Origin of the sequence: Pseudomonas sp. Choline-02u-1 (assembly GCF_002836515.1) — a bacterium.
GTDB lineage: Bacteria > Pseudomonadota > Gammaproteobacteria > Pseudomonadales > Pseudomonadaceae > Aquipseudomonas.
Genome location: NZ_PJBC01000010.1, coordinates 18083 through 36716 on the forward strand (window position 1 = coordinate 18083; position 18634 = coordinate 36716).

The window sequence follows — 18634 nt, forward strand, 5'->3', positions numbered from 1 at the left end:
GCGGCGAGCCGTCGTACGGCTTACTGTTGAGACTGGCTTTGGCGTGCAAGGTTTAAGTCGGTTCGTCGCCTGCTTGTAAGAAGCGGCGCAGAGCGGCACTCTCTGGCAAAGCATTCGTTTCTGCGCTGTCCCCGATTACCGCTGGAGAACTGCTGATGACCGATATTGATGCACGCTTGCGCGAAGATGTTCACCTGCTCGGAGAGCTGTTGGGCAACACCATTCGAGACCAGTACGGCGAGCAATTCCTCGCCAAGATCGAGCAGATCCGCAAGGGCGCCAAGGCCGACCGGCGCGGCTCGATGGATGCCGAACTGAGCGCCAGCCTCAATCAATTGAGCGAAGACGAATTGCTCCCGGTCGCGCGGGCGTTCAACCAGTTTCTCAACCTGGCCAATATTGCCGAGCAATATCAGTTGATCCATCGCCGCGAGGAGTCGCAACCGGCGCCGTTCGAGTCGCGGGTATTGCCGGAACTGCTCGCGCGCCTGCGCAACGAAGGTCACAGCGGCGAATCCCTGGCCCGGCAACTGGCACGGCTGGAAATCGAACTGGTGCTGACCGCTCACCCGACCGAAGTGGCCCGGCGCACGTTGATCCAGAAGTACGACGCGATTGCTGCGCAACTCGCTGCGCAGGACCATCGCGACCTCACCAGCGCCGAGCGCGAGCAGATCCAGACCAAACTGCAGCGGCTCATCGCCGAAGCCTGGCACACCGAAGAAATCCGCCGAACCCGCCCGACGCCGGTCGATGAAGCCAAATGGGGCTTTGCGGTGATCGAGCATTCGTTGTGGCAGGCGATCCCCAATCACATGCGCAAGGCCGATCAGGCGCTGTTCGCCGCGACGGGCCTGCGCTTGCCGCTGGAAGCCGCGCCGATTCGCTTTGCCTCGTGGATGGGCGGCGACCGTGACGGCAACCCCAATGTCACCGCAGCAGTGACCCGCGAAGTTTTACTCCTGGCGCGCTGGATGGCCGCTGACTTGTACCTGCGCGACGTCGATCATCTCGCTGGCGAACTGTCGATGCAGCAGGCCAGCGCCGCGCTGAAAGCCAAGGCCGGCGACAGCGCCGAACCGTATCGTGCGGTGCTCAAGCAATTGCGCGAGCGTCTGCGCGCTACACGCAACTGGGCGCACGCTGCATTGACCGCGCCGACCCCGGCAACCGCCGATGTACTGCACGATAATCGCGACCTGCTGGAGCCTCTGCAGCTGTGCTTTGACTCGCTGCACGAGTGCGGCATGGGTGTGATCGCCGACGGGCCGTTGCTCGATTGCCTGCGCCGCGCGGTGACGTTCGGCCTGTTCCTGGTGCGCCTCGATGTGCGTCAGGACTCGACGCGGCACAGCTCGGCAATGACGGAAATCACCGATTACCTCGGCCTCGGCCGCTATGAGGACTGGGACGAAGAACAGCGCATCAACTTCCTCACCGAGGAGCTGAGCAACCGTCGACCGTTGCTGCCCGCGCATTTCAAACCATCGGCCGACACCGCCGAAGTGCTCAACACCTGCAAGGAAATCGCCGCCGCGCCCGCCGCTTCGCTGGGCTCCTACGTGATCTCCATGGCCGGCGCGGCTTCCGACGTGCTCGCGGTGCAACTGCTGCTCAAGGAATCCGGCGTGCTGCGGCCGATGCGCGTGGTGCCGCTGTTCGAAACCCTCGCCGACCTCGACAACGCCGGGCCGGTGATGGAGCGTCTGCTGCTGTTGCCAGGCTATCGCGCGCGCCTGCACGGCCCGCAGGAAGTGATGATCGGTTATTCCGACTCGGCCAAGGACGCCGGCACCACTGCTGCGGCGTGGGCGCAATACCGCGCGCAGGAACGATTGGTTGAAATCTGCCGCGAACAGCAAGTCGAACTGCTGCTGTTCCATGGTCGCGGCGGCACCGTAGGCCGTGGCGGCGGCCCGGCGCACGCAGCGATTCTGTCGCAACCACCTGGGTCAGTGGCCGGGCGTTTCCGTACTACCGAACAGGGCGAAATGATTCGTTTCAAATTTGGCCTGCCGGACATCGCCGAGCAAAACCTCAATCTGTACCTGGCCGCCGTGCTCGAAGCGACCTTGCTGCCACCGCCACCGCCGACCGCTGAATGGCGGCATCTGATGGACGAATTGGCGGCGGACGGTGTCAGCGCTTACCGTCAGGTCGTGCGGGAAAATCCGCAATTCGTCGAATACTTCCGCCAGTCCACGCCGGAGCAGGAGTTGGGTCGCTTGCCGCTCGGCAGTCGTCCGGCCAAGCGTCGCGCCGGCGGTATCGAAAGCTTGCGGGCGATTCCGTGGATCTTCGGCTGGACCCAAACGCGGCTGATGCTCCCGGCCTGGCTGGGCTGGGAGACCGCGCTGAGCAAGGCGCTGGAGCGCGGCGAGGGCGAGTTGCTCGGGCAGATGCGCGAACAGTGGCCGTTCTTCCGCACTCGTATCGACATGCTGGAAATGGTCTTGGCCAAGGCCGACGCGGATATCGCGCAGTCCTATGACGAACGTTTGGTCGAAGCCGATCTGCTGCCGCTGGGTGCGCAGTTACGCGACCTATTGTCGCAGGCGTGCTCGGTGGTGCTCGGTCTGACCGGGCAGTCGCAGCTGCTGGCGCACAGCCCGGACACCCTCGAATTCATCCGCCTGCGCAACACCTACCTCGACCCGCTGCATCTATTGCAGGCCGAACTGTTGGCGCGTTCGCGGCGGCAGGATGCGGAGCAGGGCAGCCCGGTGGAACAGGCGCTGCTGGTGTCTGTGGCGGGGATCGCCGCCGGATTGCGCAACACCGGCTAAGGTTGCTGACCACGCCGGGCGGCATTCGCGATGAGGGTCGGATGCCGCTACTCCAGCTGCAGGAAAGTGCCGCGAGGCGACAGTTAATGTTGGGGTTGCGACTTGGGTTACCGCGTCGCAAGGTCGCGGCGGGCGTCGGTTTCTCCGACTTTTGGCGTCTTGTGTGGGCGCAGCCTGCTGTGTATCTTGATCAGCCTTTGGCCGTTTGTGCGGCCACGACCCGTATTTTCAGGATCCGCCGGTTACGAGCGAATCCTTTGTTTTGTAAAGCTTTTATATAAAAAATTGAGGAGCACATCGATGCGCGTCATTCTGCTGGGAGCTCCCGGGGCCGGTAAAGGTACTCAGGCAAAGTTCATCACCGAGAAATTCGGCATTCCGCAAATCTCCACCGGCGACATGCTGCGTGCTGCGGTCAAGGCTGGCACGCCACTGGGCGTACAAGCCAAGAGCATCATGGATGCCGGCGGCCTGGTGTCGGATGACCTGATCATCGCGCTGGTCAAGGACCGCATCGCTCAACCTGATTGCGCCAACGGTTTCCTGTTCGATGGCTTCCCGCGCACCATTCCGCAGGCTGAAGCACTGGTCACTGCCGGGGTCGAGCTGGATGCTGTTGTCGAGATCGCTGTAGAAGACGAAGAAATCGTTCAGCGCATCGCCGGTCGCCGTGTTCACGAAGCCAGCGGCCGCGTGTACCACATCGTCTACAACCCGCCGAAACTGGCAGGCAAGGACGACATCACCGGCGAAGAGCTGGTGCAGCGCAAGGACGACACCGAAGAAACCGTGCGTCATCGCCTGTCGGTCTACCATTCGCAGACCAAACCGCTGGTGGAGTTCTATCAGAACCTTTCCGCCAAAAACGGTGGCAAGCCAAAGTACAGCCACATTCCAGGCGTAGGTTCGGTTGATGCGATCACCGCCAAGGTGCTGGCCGCGCTGAGCTGAAAAGTCTGAATCGGCGCATCATCCACGGCCCGCTTGCGGGCCGTAGTTGTTTATACTGACGCACTTTTTTCCCACCCCTGTTTTGGAAACATCGATGAGCACCTTGCTGGCCCTGGACACCGCGACTGAAGCTTGCTCCGTTGCCTTGCTGCATGACGGCAAGGTGACGAGCCATTACGAGGTGATCCCGCGCCTGCATGCGCAGAAGCTGCTGCCTATGATTCAGCAATTGCTCGCCGATGCGGGCACCACGCTGCAAGCGGTTGACGCGATTGCCTTTGGTCGTGGCCCTGGCGCGTTTACCGGCGTTCGTATTGCCATCGGCGTGGTGCAGGGTTTGGCGTTTGCGCTGGATCGTCCAGTATTGCCGGTATCCAACCTTGCCGTGCTGGCGCAGCGTGCCTTTCGCGAGCATGGCGCAAGTCAGGTGGCGGCTGCCATCGACGCGCGGATGGATGAAGTGTATTGGGGTTGCTATCGCGAGACGGCGGGGGAGATGCGTCTGGTCGGTACCGAAGCCGTGCTGCCGCCGCAAGTGGCTGCGCTGCCGGTCGATGCCAGTGGCGACTGGTTCGGTGCCGGTACCGGTTGGGGTTATGGTGAGCGCATCGCGGTCAATCTGAGCGGCTCCGACGCTGGCATGCTGCCCCACGCCGAAGACCTGTTGACCCTGGCACGTTTCGCCTGGGAGCGCGGTGAAGCGATCCCGGCGGACGACGCACAACCGGTTTACCTGCGCGATAAGGTCGCCACCCCCAAAGCCCGCTGACACTTCGAAAGATCGCAGCCTTCGGCAGCTCCTACATTTGGAATGCATTTCCCTGTAGGAGCTGCCGAAGGCTGCGATCTTTTGATCTTCCCTTCGCCAATCGTCAGTTTCTCCCCCCTCGCTTAAAACCTTTTGCGCTTTCTGTGTTCTAGTTATCACTCGGCAGTTTGCTAAGTCGGTCAAGTGCCGCTAAATTGCCATCATCGATACCGAGCATGACATTATGCGTATAGACGGCGTTTCCACTCAGTCCTACCCCATCAAGCGCAAGCCGCGCAAAGGCAACGCGGCGCTGGATGAATCCGTCGAGATTATCGATGGCGAGCTGGAATTTCCGAGCGAGGAGCAACTGGCGGCGCGTGCCGCGCAAGCCGCTGCGCAACGCCTGAGCAACCTGCCCGCCCGTCAGCAAGACATGATCTACCACCGCACCATGAAGAAAAGCGTAGCCATGGCGCTGGCCAGCTACCTGAGCACTGCCGGTTTTGTCGATTGGGACGCGGACGTGCTGGGCCTCGATCTGTATATCTGATGGATCTGCCTTACTACCTCGGTTGCCCGTCCTGGAGCGAGAATGCCTGGCGCGAGTATCTGTATCCGGTAGACGCAAAAACCTCCGATTTTCTCGCTCTCTACTGCCAAGTATTCAACGCGGTCGAAGGCAATACCACCTTCTACGCCAGTCCGTCGCCAGCCACTGTGCAGCGCTGGGCCGAGATCATGCCGGCGCACTTTCGCTTCACTGCCAAATTCCCCGGCGACATCAGTCACAGTGGCGACCTGCGCGAGCAACTGACCGCTGCCGAAACCTTCCTGCAATTACTCAAGCCGTTGGGCGACCGCGTTTCGCCGCTGTGGCTGCAATTGTCGAAAAGCTTCACACCGCAGCGTCTTCCGGAACTGGCGGCGTTCATTGACGCTCTGGATCGCCCACTTGCGGTGGAGGTGCGCAATGAACAATTCTTCGCCAAAGGCGAAAGCGAGCGCCTGCTCAATCGTCTGCTGCTGGATCGCGGTGTCGAGCGCATCTGTCTGGATCCGCGTGCACTATTCAGCTGCCTGTCGACCGAGTCCCCGGTGATTCACGCGCAATCGAAAAAACCGCGAGTGCCGACGCGTCCGGCGGCGTTTACCCAGTTCCCGCAGGTGCGCTTCATCGGCCATCCCGAGCTTGAGGCCAATGATCCATTTCTTGCGCCGTGGGTGACGAAAGTTGCTGAATGGATTGAAGAGGGCCGTACCCCGTACGTCTTTCTGCACACCGCCGACAATTTGCTGGCAGCGAAACTGGCGCAACGTTTTCACGCTCAACTGATGCAACGTTTGCCTGGCTTGCCCGCGCTGCCTGAGCTATACAGAGAACCCGCCGCCGAGCAGCTTGGCTTGCTCTGAAGCGGTTTTTTTCTGCGCGGGAGCCGGTCGATGAACGTCCAGGTCAGTCAACAGCAACTTCTTAAAGCCCAAGCCTTCAAGGCCCTGCATGATCGCCAGGGGACTTTCGTGATTCCCAATCCATGGGATGCCGGCTCGGCGAAGATGCTCGCCAGTCTCGGTTATCAAGCCTTGGCAACCACCAGCGCCGGTTACGCGTTTTCCCAGGGCAAGGCTGATGGCGCACTGAGTCTCGACGAGACCCTGGCCAATGTTCGCGCGATCGTTGCAGCGACGGATCTGCCAGTGGCGGTGGATCTGGAAAACGGCTTTGCCGATGACCCGCTCGAATCGGCGCAGAGTCTTCTACGCGCAGCCGAGGCGGGCGCGGTGGGCGGCTCGATCGAAGACGCCACGGGGCGTCCGGACGCACCGATCTATTGCTTCGAACACGCCGTGGCACGGATCGAGGCCGCCGTCGCGGCGGTGCGCACGCTAGCGTTTCCCTTCATCCTCACCGCTCGCGCGGAAAACTACCTGCACGGTAATCCCGACCTCGATGACACCATTCGCCGCTTGCAGGCATTCGCCGAAGCGGGTGCCGACGTGCTCTATGCACCGGGTTTGCGCACCGTCGAAGAAGTGCGCGCAGTGGTGCAGGCCGTGGCGCCGAAACCGGTCAACGTATTGATGTCCGGCGGTCTGAAATTGACCGTGCAGCAGCTTGAAGAAATGGGTGTACGCCGCATCAGCACCGGGTCAGCGTTGGCGCTGGCGGCGTTCGGCGAGTTCTTTCGCGCAGCAGAAGAAATCCAGCAGTCCGGCACGTTTGGCTTTACGTCGCAGTCGATGCCGTACGCCAGGGCCAATCAATTTTTCAAGGACTGAGCATGGGGCGTTGGCTGTTCTGGTTGGTGGTGCTGGCGCTGGCGGGTGCGGCGTTGAGCGTCTGGCGCGGCTGGCTGGACGTGCCGCCGCAATGGAACCCATGGGCACCCCTTGACGTGAAAACCGCGCCCAACTGGCTGACCGGTTACAAATTCATGCGCCTGCGCAGCGACCCCGAGCTGTGCAAACAGGCGCTGAGCAGTTCGGATTTACGCGTCAGCCGCCAGGCTGACAGCCCCGGCGCCAAGTGTCCGCTGATCGACGCTCTGCGTGTGCAAGGCGGTGAGGTGGCGCTGAGCAGCAGTTTCATCGCCAGTTGCCCGCTGGCGGTGGCCTACGCGATGTTCGAACACCACACCCTGCAACCGGCCGCGCAATCGGTCTACGGCCAGAAGATCGCGCGGGTCGATCACCTTGGCAGCTTCGCCTGCCGCAATGTCTACAACCGAGAGAACGGTGCCCTCAGTCGACACGCCAGTGCCGACGCGCTCGATATTGCTGGTTTCCGCCTGGCTGACGGACGTGTGATCAGCGTGCTCAAGGACTGGCCCAGGCAAAATCGAGACGCAGAATTTTTGCGCCAGGTACGCGATGGCGCCTGCGAGTCATTCAGTGTGGTGTTGAGTCCGGACTACAACGCCGCTCATCGCAATCACTTTCATGTCGATGTCGGGCGCTGGAGCGTGTGTCGCTGAGAATCAGGCGGCGAGGCGCAGGTTCTGCAGAACGATTGGGCGAGCCCAGCCGTTATCGAAGTCCAGAGCCTTCTGTTGCTCGACGATTTCTTCCGGCGGGAACGGCGGGTAAGGCTTCTGCAGCAAGTCCAGATCGAACTCGGCGATCGGCAGGTACAGCGCACGTTTCTGCGGAGCAGGGCCCGGCTCCGGCAGTGGCTGGCCATTGTTGATCACAATCGGGCGCACCCAGCTGCTGTCGAAATCCTGTTGCTCTTGCTGGGCTTTGAGTTCTTCTGGCGGGAATGGTGGGAACGGCTTGTCCAGCAGTTCCATTTCGAACTCGGCGATTGGCAGGAACAGCGGCTCTGGCGGGCGAACTTCGGTTTCGACCACGTCGCACTCGCGCTGGCTGACAATGTGCGCGTGCAGCTCGCTGCCAACGGTCGGTTCTTGCGGGCTGTTCAGGTCAACCGGTGGAAATGTGCCACAGGCCGGCACCACGTCACTCGTCTGTTCGGCCAGTGCCTGGGCAAAGAAATCCTGCCACAGGTGACTGACGCCGCTCAGTGCTTGAGTGTTATGACGGCTGAAGTCGCCATGAGGCGAAACGTAGCCAATCGATGTGGGAAGAATGCCTGACATTTTTTTCGGTTGACGCTCAGCTCTGGCAAAATGCGCGTTGAATGGTTTATCGGCGGTTTTTGTCGATCCTTAACTTTTTTGAGCGTTTTTTCATGATCGAGTCACCTGCGGCCTGCCGCATCCATGTCCAGGCCCTCGCCCCGACGTTTCAAGCGCAAGCCGAGCAATGGGCCGAACGTCTCGGCCTGCCGCTGGGCGAGGCGGACGGCGAGTTCGCCTTGCAGGTTGGCGAGCAGGGTTTGCAATTGCAGCAGCTCGGCCCGGATGCCCCGGGGCCGGTGCGGGTCGACTTTGTCGAGGGCGGCGCGGCGCATCGTCGTCTGTATGGCGGCGGCAGCGGCCAGATGATCGCCAAGGCCGTCGGCATCGCCCAAGGTGTGCGCCCGCGCGTGCTGGATGCCACCGCCGGGCTGGGCAAGGATGCGTTCGTCCTCGCCAGCCTCGGCTGTGAAATGAGCCTGATCGAGCGCCAGCCGTTGATCGGCGCATTACTTGAGGACGGTCTGGCGCGGGCGGCGGAAGATTTCGACGTGGCGCCGATCGTGGCGCGGATGAAATTGCTCAAGGGCAATTCCATCCAGGTCATGCGCGACTGGGAAGGGGAGCCGCCGCAAGTGATCTATCTCGACCCGATGTTCCCGCATCGTGAGAAAACCGCGCTGGTGAAAAAGGAAATGCGCCTGTTCCGCCCGCTGGTAGGCGATGATCCGGACGCTCCGGCCTTGCTTGAAGCCGCGCTGGCCCTGGCCACGCACCGGGTGGTGGTCAAGCGTCCGCGCAAGGCACCGTGCATCGACGGGCCGAAGCCGAGCCATGCGCTGGATGGCAAATCGAGCCGGTATGACATTTATCCGAAGAAAGCCCTCAAACCCTGAGAGCGAGTCGCGCCCTTCGCGAGCAAGCCCGCTCTCACAATGGAATGCATTTCAAACGTGGGAGCAAGCCCGCTCTCACAATGGAATGCATTTCAAATGTGGGAGCAAGCCCGCTCTTACAATGGAATGCATTTCAAATGTGGGAGCGGGCTTGCTCGCGAAAGCATCCGTTCAGACACCGCATGATCAGGGCCTATACGCCTTCATAAACAACCCCACCACCTCGCGCACATGGCACTCCGCCGCGTCGCCAGTCAGCGGCTCGCCGCAGCCATACAACAAACGAAAATTCCCCGCACCCTTGATCAGGCAGAAAAAATGCTCGGCGGCATTGCGTGGCTGGTCGATGTTCAACGCGCCGGTCGCATGGATTTTCGCCAGCAGACCTTCCATGCCATTGACCACGCGCTCAGGCCCGGCCTCGAAGAAGATCAGCGATAGCTTCGGATCCTGACTGCCCAGCGCCATGATCAGCCGGTGCAGGTTAACTGACTCATTACTATTGATCAGTTGATGGAAGCCACGGGCAATGTTCAACAACACATTTTCGACCGGGATGTTTTCCGGCAACTCGAAGAACAACGGCGGCAGTTGCTCCTCGCATTTGGCGACGACGGCGGCGGAAAACAGCGTCTCCTTGTCATTGAAATGACTGTAAACCGTCAACTTCGATACGCCGGCCTCGCTGGCCACCGCGTCCATGCTGGTGTTGGCGTAACCATGAGTAAGAAAGAGGATTTTCGCCGCATCAAGGATTGCCTGGCGCTTGGCCAGATCCTTGGGGCGGCCCGGGCCATTTGGAGCTGAAAGATTGTTCGACATTCTTCGCTTTTAATACTGGACTGGTGAGTTTGCTATTAATACCATACCCGCCAGTATAAATATTCCAAGCCTCATTCGCGAAAGGTCCGTCACCATGTACCGCCATGCGTTGTCTTTTGCCGTGCCAGTCAGTCTGGCGTTCCTGTTATCGGCGTGTGGTCAGGAAGAGGTGACGAAAGTCACCGTGCGCCCGGCCATGGTGGTGCAACCCGAGCCTTCGGCGCAGGCGATGGAAAGTTATCCGGGCGAAGTTCGCGCTCGCTATGAGCCGGATCTGGCGTTCCGCATCGGCGGCAAAGTCAGCCGGCGATTGGTCGACGAAGGCCAGCGCGTCAAGGCCGATCAGCCCTTGGCCGAACTCGATCCGCAGGATGTGCGCCTGCAACTGGAGGCCACTCGCGCTCAGGTCGCCGCCGCCGAAGCCAATCTGAACCTGGTGCGCGCCGAGCGCGATCGCTACAAAACCTTGATGGAGCGGCAGATGGTCAGCCGCTCAGCCTACGACAACGCGGAAAACCTGTACCGCTCCGGCGAAGCCCGCCTGAAACAAATCAAAGCCGAATTCAACGTCTCGACCAATCAGGCCAGTTACGCGGTGCTGCGTGCGCCACAGAATGGCGTCGTGGCCAAGCGTTCGGTCGAAGTTGGCCAGGTGGTCGCCGCCGGGCAAACCGTATTCACCCTCGCCACCGATGGCGAACGCGAAGTGCTGATCAGCTTGCCGGAGCAGAGCTTCGGCCGTTTCAAGGTCGGTCAACCAGTGACCGTGGAACTGTGGGCACAGCAGAACCAGCGCTTCGCCGGGCAGATCCGCGAGTTGTCGCCGTCCGCCGACCCGCGCTCGCGCACTTTCGCCGCGCGCATCTCGTTCACCAGCGGCAAGGTTCCGGCCGAACTGGGGCAGAGCGCCCGGGTGTTCGTGCAATCGGCCGACAGTGTCTCGCTGTCGATACCGCTTTCGGCGCTGACCGCTGAGAACGGCGCGACCTACGTCTGGGTGGTCAACGGCAACAACACATTGAAGAAAACCCCGGTGCGGGTCGGCCCGTTCGGCGAGAAAACCGTGGCAGTGCTCGAAGGCTTGAATGCCAGCGATTGGGTAGTAGCTGCTGGCGTTCACGTGCTACTCGAAGGCCAGCAGGTGCGGCCGGTGGATCGCTCCAACCGTGTAGTCAATCTGGCGAACAAGGAGTAAGCCCCGATGCGCTTCAACCTTTCCGAATGGGCGTTGCGTAATCGCCAGATCGTACTGTTTTTGATGCTCTTGCTCGCCGTTGTTGGCGCGTTGTCCTACACCAAGCTCGGCCAGAGCGAAGACCCGCCGTTCACCTTCAAGGCCATGGTCATCCAGACCCGCTGGCCCGGCGCGACCGCAGAGGAAGTCTCGCGTCAGGTCACCGAACGCATCGAGAAGAAGTTGATGGAAACCGGCGAGTACGAACGCATCATGTCGTTCTCCCGCCCCGGTGAATCCCAAGTCACCTTCATTGCCCGCGATTCGATGCACTCCAAGGACATTCCCGACCTCTGGTACCAGTTGCGCAAGAAGGTCGGCGACATCCGCCAGACCCTTCCGCCGGGAATTCAGGGGCCGTTTTTCAACGATGAGTTCGGCACCACCTTCGGCAATATTTACGCGCTGACCGGCGATGGCTTCGACTACGCCGTGCTCAAGGATTACGCCGATCGCATCCAGATCCAGCTGCAACGGGTCAAGGACGTCGGCAAGGTCGAACTGCTCGGCCTGCAGGACGAGAAAATCTGGGTCGAGCTGTCCAACGTCAAACTCGCCACCCTCGGCTTGCCGCTGGCAGCAGTGCAGCAGGCGCTGGAAGAACAGAACGCGGTGTCCACGGCGGGGTTCTTCGAAACCGGCAGCGAGCGCTTGCAGCTACGCGTCTCGGGGAATTTTCAGACCGTCGATGAGATAAAAAACTTTCCGATCCGCGTCGCCGATCGTACGTTCCGCATCTCCGATATCGCCGATGTGCGTCGCGGTTTCAGCGACCCACCGGCGCCGCGCATGCGTTTCATGGGCGACGATGCGATCGGCCTGGCGGTGGCGATGAAGGACGGCGGCGACATTCTGGTACTGGGCAAGGCGCTCGAAGGCGAGTTCTCGCGCATTCAGAAAAACCTCCCGGCCGGCATGCAGCTGCGCAAGGTCTCCGATCAACCGGCTGCGGTGAAAACCGGGGTCGGCGAGTTCGTTCAGGTGTTGGTCGAAGCGCTGGCGATCGTCTTGCTGGTGAGTTTTTTCTCCCTCGGCGTGCGCACCGGCATGGTCGTCGCGCTGACCATTCCGCTGGTGCTGGCGATGACCTTCGCCTGCATGTATTACCTCGGTATCGGCCTGCACAAGATCTCCCTCGGCGCGCTGGTGCTGGCGCTGGGGCTTCTGGTGGACGACGCGATCATTGCTGTGGAAATGATGGCGATCAAAATGGAGCAGGGCTTCGACCGCATTCGCGCGGCGAGTTATGCCTGGACCAGCACCGCGTTCCCGATGCTCACCGGCACGTTGATCACCGCCGCCGGCTTCCTGCCGATTGCCACTGCGCAGTCCGGCACCGGTGAATACACCCGCTCGATTTTCCAGGTCGTGACCATCGCCTTGCTCGCCTCATGGGTGGCGGCGGTGATGTTCGTGCCCTATCTGGGGGAAAAACTTCTGCCCGATCTGGCGAAAATTCACGCGGCAAAACACGGGGCTGGCGATGGCCAGCCGGACCCATATGCCACGCCGTTTTATCAGCGCGTGCGGCGTCTGGTCGAGTGGTGCGTGGCGCATCGCAAGACGGTGATCGTGCTGACCGTCGGGCTGTTCATCGCCTCAGTGATGCTGTTCCGTTTCGTCCCGCAACAGTTCTTTCCGGCTTCGAATCGGCTGGAGTTGATGGTCGATCTGAAACTGGCCGAAGGCGTGTCGTTGGCTAACACCACCAGTGAAGTCAAACGCCTCGAAGCGCTGCTCAAGGAGCACGCCGGTATCGACAATTACGTGGCCTATGTCGGCACCGGTTCACCGCGTTTCTACCTGCCGCTGGATCAGCAACTGCCGGCGGCGAGTTTTGCCCAGTTTGTGGTATTGGCCAAAACCATTGAAGAGCGTGAAACGCTGCGCAGCGGGTTGATTGAGACCCTCAATGAACAATTCCCCACCCTGCGTTCGCGGGTTACTCGCCTGGAAAACGGTCCGCCGGTTGGCTATCCGGTGCAGTTCCGCGTTACCGGTGAACACATCGAAGAGGTTCGAGCGCTGGCGCGCAAAGTGGCGACCAAGGTTCGTGAGAATCCGCATGTGGTCAACGTGCACCTGGATTGGGAAGAGCCGAGCAAAGTTGTTTATCTGAACATCGATCAGGATCGCGCTCGGGCCCTTGGCGTGAGCACCGCCAATCTGGCGAAATTCCTGCAGAGTTCCCTGGTCGGTTCGACGGTCAGCCAGTACCGCGAAGACAACGAATTGATCGAGATTCTACTGCGCGGCACCGTGCATGAACGCACTGAATTGTCGTTGTTGCCGAGTCTCGCGGTGCCGACGGATAACGGCCGCAGCGTGGCGCTGTCGCAGATTGCCACCCTGGAATACGGTTTCGAGGAAGGCATCATCTGGCACCGCAATCGCCTGCCGAACGTGACGGTACGCGCTGACATTTATGGCAAGGAACAGCCGGCGACACTGGTCAAGCAGATCATGCCGACGCTGGACCCGATTCGCGCCGAATTGCCCGATGGTTATCTGCTGGATGTTGGCGGCACGGTGGAAGATTCCGAGCGTGGCCAGAAGTCGGTGAATGCCGGCGTGCCGATGTTCATCGTGGTGGTGCTGACATTGCTGATGGTGCAACTGCGCAGTTTCTCGCGCACGGCGATGGTGTTTCTCACGGCGCCGTTGGGCTTGATCGGGGTGACGTTGTTTCTGATGGTGTTCCGTCAGCCGTTCGGGTTCGTGGCGATGCTGGGGACGATCGCGTTGTCCGGAATGATCATGCGTAACTCGGTGATTCTGGTGGATCAGATCGAGCAGGATATCGCCTCGGGGCTTAAGCCTTGGCAGGCGATTATCGAGGCTACGGTTCGGCGCTTCAGGCCGATTGTGTTGACGGCGCTGGCGGCGGTTTTGGCGATGATTCCGTTGTCGCGCAGTGTGTTTTTCGGGCCGATGGCGGTGGCGATCATGGGTGGATTGATTGTGGCAACGGCGTTGACGCTGCTGTTTTTGCCGGCGTTGTATGCGGCCTGGTTCAGGGTTCGTCGGGAGGGTTGAGCCTTGGCGGCCTTCGGGCCGACCAGACTCTGGTTGTTTTGGGTGAATATCCGTTGCTTCGGGGGTTGCTTCTGGCGGTTCCGCTCTTACAGCGGGTCACTTTGGCAAACGCCCCAAAGTAACCAAAAGGCTTTGCTCCTGCGTTCGGCCCTCGCAGGCTCGGGTTCCTTCGCTCCGGGATCGATCCGGGCGCAGCGGCTACGGTTTGCTTCGCTGCACCTACGTCCGCTGTGTCTGGCTGCGCCAGACGGTCGCTGCGCTCCCACGCCCGGATCAATCCCTGCGCTCAGCCTTCCGATGTCGCTGGTTTGGCAAGATCAAAAGCACTCGAGCTTCGCTCATTGTAATGAGTGGTGAGAAGCGGCGCATGGCTTGGGATTTGTGGTGGATTTTCCCCTCATCGGCACGCCGCCCGCCCAGCCCTCTCCCCCTGGAGAGGGAGCCGATTTGCGAGCCGTTCAAAAGCTGCGTTCAACTCGGTATCGCATTTCGGTGTAAGTTTCGCATTCACCACGGTCAGTCCCCTCTCCCTACGGGCGGTCCGACGTTTCGGGAGGGCTAGGGTGAGGGGCTTTTGATCTTGCTGGTGTGAATCCTGACTCGGTATTCCAAGCCGACGTTGCTCTCACCCATCGAGTGAGGGCTGGCTCTTGTTGTTCATAGAGCATGATCTTTACGGTCATTCCCTTGCTGAGCTGTCGGGGTATGGTGTCTTCGGTCGGGTTCATTCACAAAGCGGATGCCCGCAAAAAAGCCCGTTGAACCGGTGAGGGTCAGCGGGCATTTTGTTGTAGCTCGGAAATTACAACGTACCAAACACCTTCTTCGCCAGACTCGTCGCCGCAGCGGCCGGGTTCTGACGAATTGTTTCTTCCTGCTTGCCGATCATCTCGAACAGGCCATTCAGTGCTTGCTCTGTGACGTAATTCTCGACATTGGCGCTCTTTGCGTCCACCACGCCAAACGCAGCGGCCTGGCCCGCGAAGGTGTTGTATTTCTGTGCGACGCCGACTTTGTCGGTGGCTTGTTTGACGATCGGCAGGAATTTCGCGCGGATTTGTTCGCGGCTGGATTTGTTCAGGTATTGGGTAGCCGAATCATTGCCGCCGCTGAGGATGCCTTTGGCGTCGGCCACGCTCATTTTTTTCACAGCATCGACGAGGATGGGCTGGGCCTGAGTCACGGCGGATTCGGCGGCTTTGTTCATCGCGGTTTCCAGTTCTTCGACCTGGGCGCCCATGCCGAAGGCTTTCATCTTGCTCGCGGCTTTGCCGAGTTTGCCCGGCAGTTCGATTTTCACGTCGGGGTTGTTGCTGAAGCCACCCGGGGTGCCGAGTTGTTTGACGGCGATCTGTGCGCCTTGGGTCAGGGCGTCCTTGAGACCGCCGGTGGCGTCTTGCTGCGACAGGTCATTGAGCGACAGGGCCAGGGCGTTGGCGCAGATCAGCAGGCTGGCGCAGACGGCGGCGAAGCGAAGGGTAGGGCGGCGCATGGCGGCTTCCTTGTGGCGAAGAATAGGTTAACGAACGGCGTCGACGCGAATTTTCAGCGGCTGCGGGTCATTGCCGTCGAGTTGCACGGCGTGGTTTTGGGTGGTGATGAACAGCAGCTCGCCGTTGACTTCAATGCGCGCGCTGACCGAGTAACGGTGGCCGGGTTTGACTTGCGCCGGATCGTAGCTCAAATGAAACGGCAGCGGCACCTGACCTTTGACCGGGCCTTTCTGTTGGTCGAGGACGACGGCTGGGGCATCGGCGAGCGACACGTCCTGAAGGCTGACGCTTAAGGTTGCGCTCGGCGGCAAGGCGATGCGTTGCAGGTAGAAGACTTCTCCGTCGAGGCTGGCCTTGCCGGCGGGGGTGGTTGATTGGCAGGCGCTGAGTAGCGTGGCGGCAGCGAGGGTCAGCAGTTTTTTCATCGGTGGAGCTCCTTTCAATGTGTGAGCGGGCTTGCTCGCGAAGACGGTTTTTCATTCAACATATAAGTTGTTTGATCAGCCGCTTTCGCGAGCAAGCCCGCTCCCACAGGGTATTTGTGTCAGGTCTCAGGTTGAGGTGTGACCTGGTCCGCCGCATCTTCACTGCGATGCAGCGCGACCTGACGGATCGACAAGCGAATCTCCGCCGGAAGCACGCGTTTCGCCGCGCCTTCGGCGAGTTCACCGAGCAGTTCGTGGTAGCTGAGCTTGCCGGCTTCGTCGCGGCGCAGCACATCGAGGTCGAGCAGGGTCTGGATGAAATGGCGGAACAGGCTCTTGTCGAAGAACTCTGGGGCATTCAGGCCGTGGAGGATCGACAGGCGCTGGGCCATGACCGTGCACAGGTCTTCCAACTCTTCGGCGCTGATACTGTTCTGGCCGCTGTTGAGCAGCAGGGACACGGTCATGTAGAAACGCTGCAAGGTCTGCGCGATGCTTTTCGACAGCAGCGTCAGCAGCACGAAATGTCGCGAACTCGGCGCCGGGCGCAGGTACAGGTCCTTCTCGAAACGCAGCAGGCCCTGCTCGACGAACGCTTCCAGCCATTGATCAACCACGCCGTCCAGCTCATCCAGCGTCCAGCGAATGAACAACTCCGATTGCAGGTACGGATACAACGCGCGGGTGTAGCGCAGAATCTGCTCGCGACTCATGCGCGAGGTGCTCTGGAAGAAACTCGCCAGCAAGGATGGCAGGGCGAAAATGTGCAGGACGTTGTTGCGGTAGTAAGTCATCAGGACTGCGTTCTGCTCGTCCAGATACAGAATCTTGCCCAGTGCATCGTTCTGCTCGGCGAGCAGATCCATGTCCTTCACGTGCTCGATCAGCGCACGGCCATCGCCCTCCGGCAAGGTGGTGTGCGGTGAATACGGGACCTTGCGCAGCAGCGCCAGATACAGATCCAGCACCCGCGCCATGGCGCGATCGTCCAGCGCCAGACGCGTGGTCGAGAGCAATGCCAGCGCCACCAGATTGACCGGATTGATCGCCGCCGCTTCGTTGAGGTGCCGGGCGACTTTCTCGCCGAGGCGGTTGGTGGTTTCGTTGAGCCACGCCGGTTTGAACTGCGGGCCGAGTTCCTGCTGGCGCCAGTCCGGTTGCTCGGCGTCGAGGAATTCTGCCAGTTTGATCGGCTCGCCGAAGTTCACCGCGACCTGGCCGAAGCGCTGCTTGAGTGCGCCGATCACTTTGAAAATATCGAAGATCGATTCTTTTTTCTTGCTCGCCCCGCGCAGTTCGCCCAAGTAGGTGCGGCCTTCGAGCACGCGCTCGTAACCGATGTATACCGGCACGAAGACGATCGGCATCCGCGACGAACGCAGGAAACTGCGCAGGGTGATCGCGAGCATGCCGGTTTTCGGTTGCAACATGCGCCCGGTGCGCGAGCGCCCGCCCTCGACGAAATACTCGACCGGGAAACCTTTGGTGAATAGCGTGTGCAGGTATTCGTTGAACACCGAGGTATACAGCGGGTTGCCCTTGAAGGTGCGGCGCATGAAAAACGCGCCGCCGCGCCGCAGCAGGCTGCCGATCACTGGCATGTTCAGGTTGATCCCGGCGGCGATGTGCGGCGGGGTCAGACCGTTGCGGAACAGCAGATACGAGAGCAGCAGGTAATCGATGTGGCTGCGGTGGCACGGCACGTAGATGACTTCGTGACCCTGCGCGACGTTCTGCACGCCCTCGATGTGATTGACCTTGATGCCGTCGTAGATCTTGTTCCAGAACCAGCTCAGCACCACTTCCAGAAAACGGATCGCGGTGTAGGTGTAGTCCGAAGCGATCTCGTTGCCGTAGCGCAGGGCCTGGGCCTTGGCTTTTTCCGGCGAGATTTTTTCGCGCTCGGCTTCGTCGAGGATCGCTTGCCTGACCAGCGGCTGGTTGAGCAGGCCTTTGACCAAGTTGCGCCGGTGGGAAATGTCCGGGCCGATCACTGCGGCTTTCAGATTGCGGAAGTGCACACGCAGGATGCGCTGAGCCATGCGCACGGTGCGCTCGTGGCCCTTGTTGTGATCGATCAGCTCGCGCAGGTGGATCGGCGCGGAAAATTGCACGCGGGTCTTGCGGCCAAGGACGATGATGCTCAGCAAGCGCCGCAGACGGCCGGTGACCGCCCAGCTGTCGGCGAACAACAGTTTCCACGGGCTGTTTTCGCTGTCCGGCGACTGGCCCCAGAACACGCTGACCGGAATGATCTGCGCATCTTCGGCGGCATTTTGCGACAGCGCGCTGACCAGTCGGGTCAGGGTCGGCGGTGCACCGCGTTTGTCCTGGCGACCGAGCCAGTCCGGATCCGGCGTCAGGTAAAAAAACGCCGCCGGTTCGATCAGCGCACCCACCGACACTGCAAGCACCGGACGGGGCAGGCCGGCCTTGGTGCACTCGGTGTCGACTACCGCCAGATCGGTCAGCGAAGGATTTTGCAGGACGTAGAACACCGGACGACTGCGGTCGAGGTTGAGGGTGAACGACGACTGATTGATGGTCTCGGAGCGAACCCAGAGATACAACAGGCGGCGCAGGGTGCCAAACACAAGACGGCGGAACGGGGAACGGGTCATACGGCTTCTGCGTGAGTGGATAAAACCGAGCGGTTGCTCAAGTG

The 18634-nt window shown here is 60.9% G+C and carries 15 protein-coding genes; 10 read left to right on the forward strand and 5 right to left on the reverse strand.

Annotation, left to right across the window (positions count from 1 at the left end; translation table 11 throughout):
- The first annotated feature begins 155 nt into the window (after nt 1-155).
- The 7 genes from ppc (at nt 156) to CXF97_RS08260 (ending at nt 7460) form a co-directional block, all read left to right on the forward strand.
- A complete protein-coding gene (gene ppc, locus CXF97_RS08230) occupies nt 156-2786 on the forward strand; it encodes a phosphoenolpyruvate carboxylase (protein ID WP_101157805.1) in 2631 nt (876 codons plus the stop codon).
- A 300-nt stretch (nt 2787-3086) separates the two neighbouring features.
- Nucleotides 3087-3737, forward strand: a complete 651-nt coding sequence (gene adk, locus CXF97_RS08235) for an adenylate kinase (RefSeq protein ID WP_039762420.1) — start codon at nt 3087-3089, stop codon at nt 3735-3737.
- A 94-nt stretch (nt 3738-3831) separates the two neighbouring features.
- Entirely contained in the window at nt 3832-4506 is a 675-nt protein-coding gene (tsaB, locus tag CXF97_RS08240) for a tRNA (adenosine(37)-N6)-threonylcarbamoyltransferase complex dimerization subunit type 1 TsaB (protein ID WP_101157807.1), read from the forward strand.
- Nucleotides 4507-4729: 223 nt separating this feature from the next.
- Nucleotides 4730-5038: a hypothetical protein gene (locus CXF97_RS08245; RefSeq protein WP_101157809.1), complete on the forward strand. Its 309-nt coding sequence runs from the start codon at nt 4730-4732 to the stop codon at nt 5036-5038.
- Entirely contained in the window at nt 5038-5898 is an 861-nt protein-coding gene (locus CXF97_RS08250) for a DUF72 domain-containing protein (RefSeq protein WP_101157811.1), read from the forward strand. The genes CXF97_RS08245 and CXF97_RS08250 overlap by 1 nt, the downstream gene beginning before the upstream one ends.
- 30 nt (nt 5899-5928) lie before the next feature.
- Complete coding sequence (locus CXF97_RS08255; RefSeq protein WP_101157813.1) at nt 5929-6765, forward strand: oxaloacetate decarboxylase; 837 nt, start codon at nt 5929-5931, stop codon at nt 6763-6765.
- Nucleotides 6766-6767: 2 nt separating this feature from the next.
- Complete coding sequence (locus CXF97_RS08260; RefSeq protein ID WP_101157814.1) at nt 6768-7460, forward strand: extensin family protein; 693 nt, start codon at nt 6768-6770, stop codon at nt 7458-7460.
- Nucleotides 7461-7463: 3 nt separating this feature from the next.
- Here CXF97_RS08260 and CXF97_RS08265 read toward each other — a convergent pair whose 3' ends face one another.
- A complete protein-coding gene (locus tag CXF97_RS08265; RefSeq protein ID WP_101157816.1) occupies nt 7464-8084 on the reverse strand; it encodes an energy transducer TonB in 621 nt (206 codons plus the stop codon).
- Between the two features lie 92 nt (nt 8085-8176).
- Here CXF97_RS08265 and CXF97_RS08270 point away from each other — a divergent pair, with 92 nt between their 5' ends.
- Complete coding sequence (locus tag CXF97_RS08270; RefSeq protein WP_101157987.1) at nt 8177-8959, forward strand: class I SAM-dependent methyltransferase; 783 nt, start codon at nt 8177-8179, stop codon at nt 8957-8959.
- A 186-nt stretch (nt 8960-9145) separates the two neighbouring features.
- On the opposite strand, the gene CXF97_RS08275 is transcribed toward CXF97_RS08270, so the two are convergent.
- Nucleotides 9146-9781: a TetR/AcrR family transcriptional regulator gene (locus CXF97_RS08275; RefSeq protein ID WP_101157818.1), complete on the reverse strand. Its 636-nt coding sequence runs from the start codon at nt 9779-9781 to the stop codon at nt 9146-9148.
- Between the two features lie 94 nt (nt 9782-9875).
- Between CXF97_RS08275 and CXF97_RS08280 the strand changes: the two genes are divergently transcribed.
- Entirely contained in the window at nt 9876-10976 is a 1101-nt protein-coding gene (locus tag CXF97_RS08280; protein ID WP_101157830.1) for an efflux RND transporter periplasmic adaptor subunit, read from the forward strand.
- 6 nt (nt 10977-10982) lie between these two features.
- Nucleotides 10983-14051, forward strand: coding sequence for an efflux RND transporter permease subunit (locus CXF97_RS08285; RefSeq protein WP_101157832.1), 3069 nt, complete (start codon nt 10983-10985; stop codon nt 14049-14051).
- Between the two features lie 802 nt (nt 14052-14853).
- On the opposite strand, the gene CXF97_RS08290 is transcribed toward CXF97_RS08285, so the two are convergent.
- From CXF97_RS08290 to plsB, 3 genes are all read right to left on the reverse strand, one after another.
- Nucleotides 14854-15543, reverse strand: coding sequence for a DUF4197 domain-containing protein (locus CXF97_RS08290; protein ID WP_101157834.1), 690 nt, complete (start codon nt 15541-15543; stop codon nt 14854-14856).
- Between the two features lie 27 nt (nt 15544-15570).
- A complete protein-coding gene (locus tag CXF97_RS08295; RefSeq protein WP_101157836.1) occupies nt 15571-15969 on the reverse strand; it encodes a YbaY family lipoprotein in 399 nt (132 codons plus the stop codon).
- Nucleotides 15970-16088: 119 nt separating this feature from the next.
- Complete coding sequence (gene plsB / locus CXF97_RS08300; protein WP_101157838.1) at nt 16089-18590, reverse strand: glycerol-3-phosphate 1-O-acyltransferase PlsB; 2502 nt, start codon at nt 18588-18590, stop codon at nt 16089-16091.
- Between the last annotated feature and the right edge of the window lie 44 nt (nt 18591-18634).

What these genes read in the sequence shown, in the direction of transcription:
- ppc (WP_101157805.1), top strand. Translation starts at nt 156, where the DNA reads ATGACCGATATTGATGCACGCTTGCGCGAAGATGTTCACCTGCTCGGA.
- CXF97_RS08290 (WP_101157834.1), bottom strand. Translation starts at nt 15,543, where the DNA reads ATGCGCCGCCCTACCCTTCGCTTCGCCGCCGTCTGCGCCAGCCTGCTG.
- CXF97_RS08255 (WP_101157813.1), top strand. Translation starts at nt 5,929, where the DNA reads ATGAACGTCCAGGTCAGTCAACAGCAACTTCTTAAAGCCCAAGCCTTC.
- plsB (WP_101157838.1), bottom strand. Translation starts at nt 18,590, where the DNA reads ATGACCCGTTCCCCGTTCCGCCGTCTTGTGTTTGGCACCCTGCGCCGC.
- adk (WP_039762420.1), top strand. Translation starts at nt 3,087, where the DNA reads ATGCGCGTCATTCTGCTGGGAGCTCCCGGGGCCGGTAAAGGTACTCAG.
- CXF97_RS08295 (WP_101157836.1), bottom strand. Translation starts at nt 15,969, where the DNA reads ATGAAAAAACTGCTGACCCTCGCTGCCGCCACGCTACTCAGCGCCTGC.
- CXF97_RS08270 (WP_101157987.1), top strand. Translation starts at nt 8,177, where the DNA reads ATGATCGAGTCACCTGCGGCCTGCCGCATCCATGTCCAGGCCCTCGCC.
- CXF97_RS08280 (WP_101157830.1), top strand. Translation starts at nt 9,876, where the DNA reads ATGTACCGCCATGCGTTGTCTTTTGCCGTGCCAGTCAGTCTGGCGTTC.
- tsaB (WP_101157807.1), top strand. Translation starts at nt 3,832, where the DNA reads ATGAGCACCTTGCTGGCCCTGGACACCGCGACTGAAGCTTGCTCCGTT.
- CXF97_RS08285 (WP_101157832.1), top strand. Translation starts at nt 10,983, where the DNA reads ATGCGCTTCAACCTTTCCGAATGGGCGTTGCGTAATCGCCAGATCGTA.
- CXF97_RS08265 (WP_101157816.1), bottom strand. Translation starts at nt 8,084, where the DNA reads ATGTCAGGCATTCTTCCCACATCGATTGGCTACGTTTCGCCTCATGGC.
- CXF97_RS08245 (WP_101157809.1), top strand. Translation starts at nt 4,730, where the DNA reads ATGCGTATAGACGGCGTTTCCACTCAGTCCTACCCCATCAAGCGCAAG.
- CXF97_RS08250 (WP_101157811.1), top strand. Translation starts at nt 5,038, where the DNA reads ATGGATCTGCCTTACTACCTCGGTTGCCCGTCCTGGAGCGAGAATGCC.
- CXF97_RS08260 (WP_101157814.1), top strand. Translation starts at nt 6,768, where the DNA reads ATGGGGCGTTGGCTGTTCTGGTTGGTGGTGCTGGCGCTGGCGGGTGCG.
- CXF97_RS08275 (WP_101157818.1), bottom strand. Translation starts at nt 9,781, where the DNA reads ATGTCGAACAATCTTTCAGCTCCAAATGGCCCGGGCCGCCCCAAGGAT.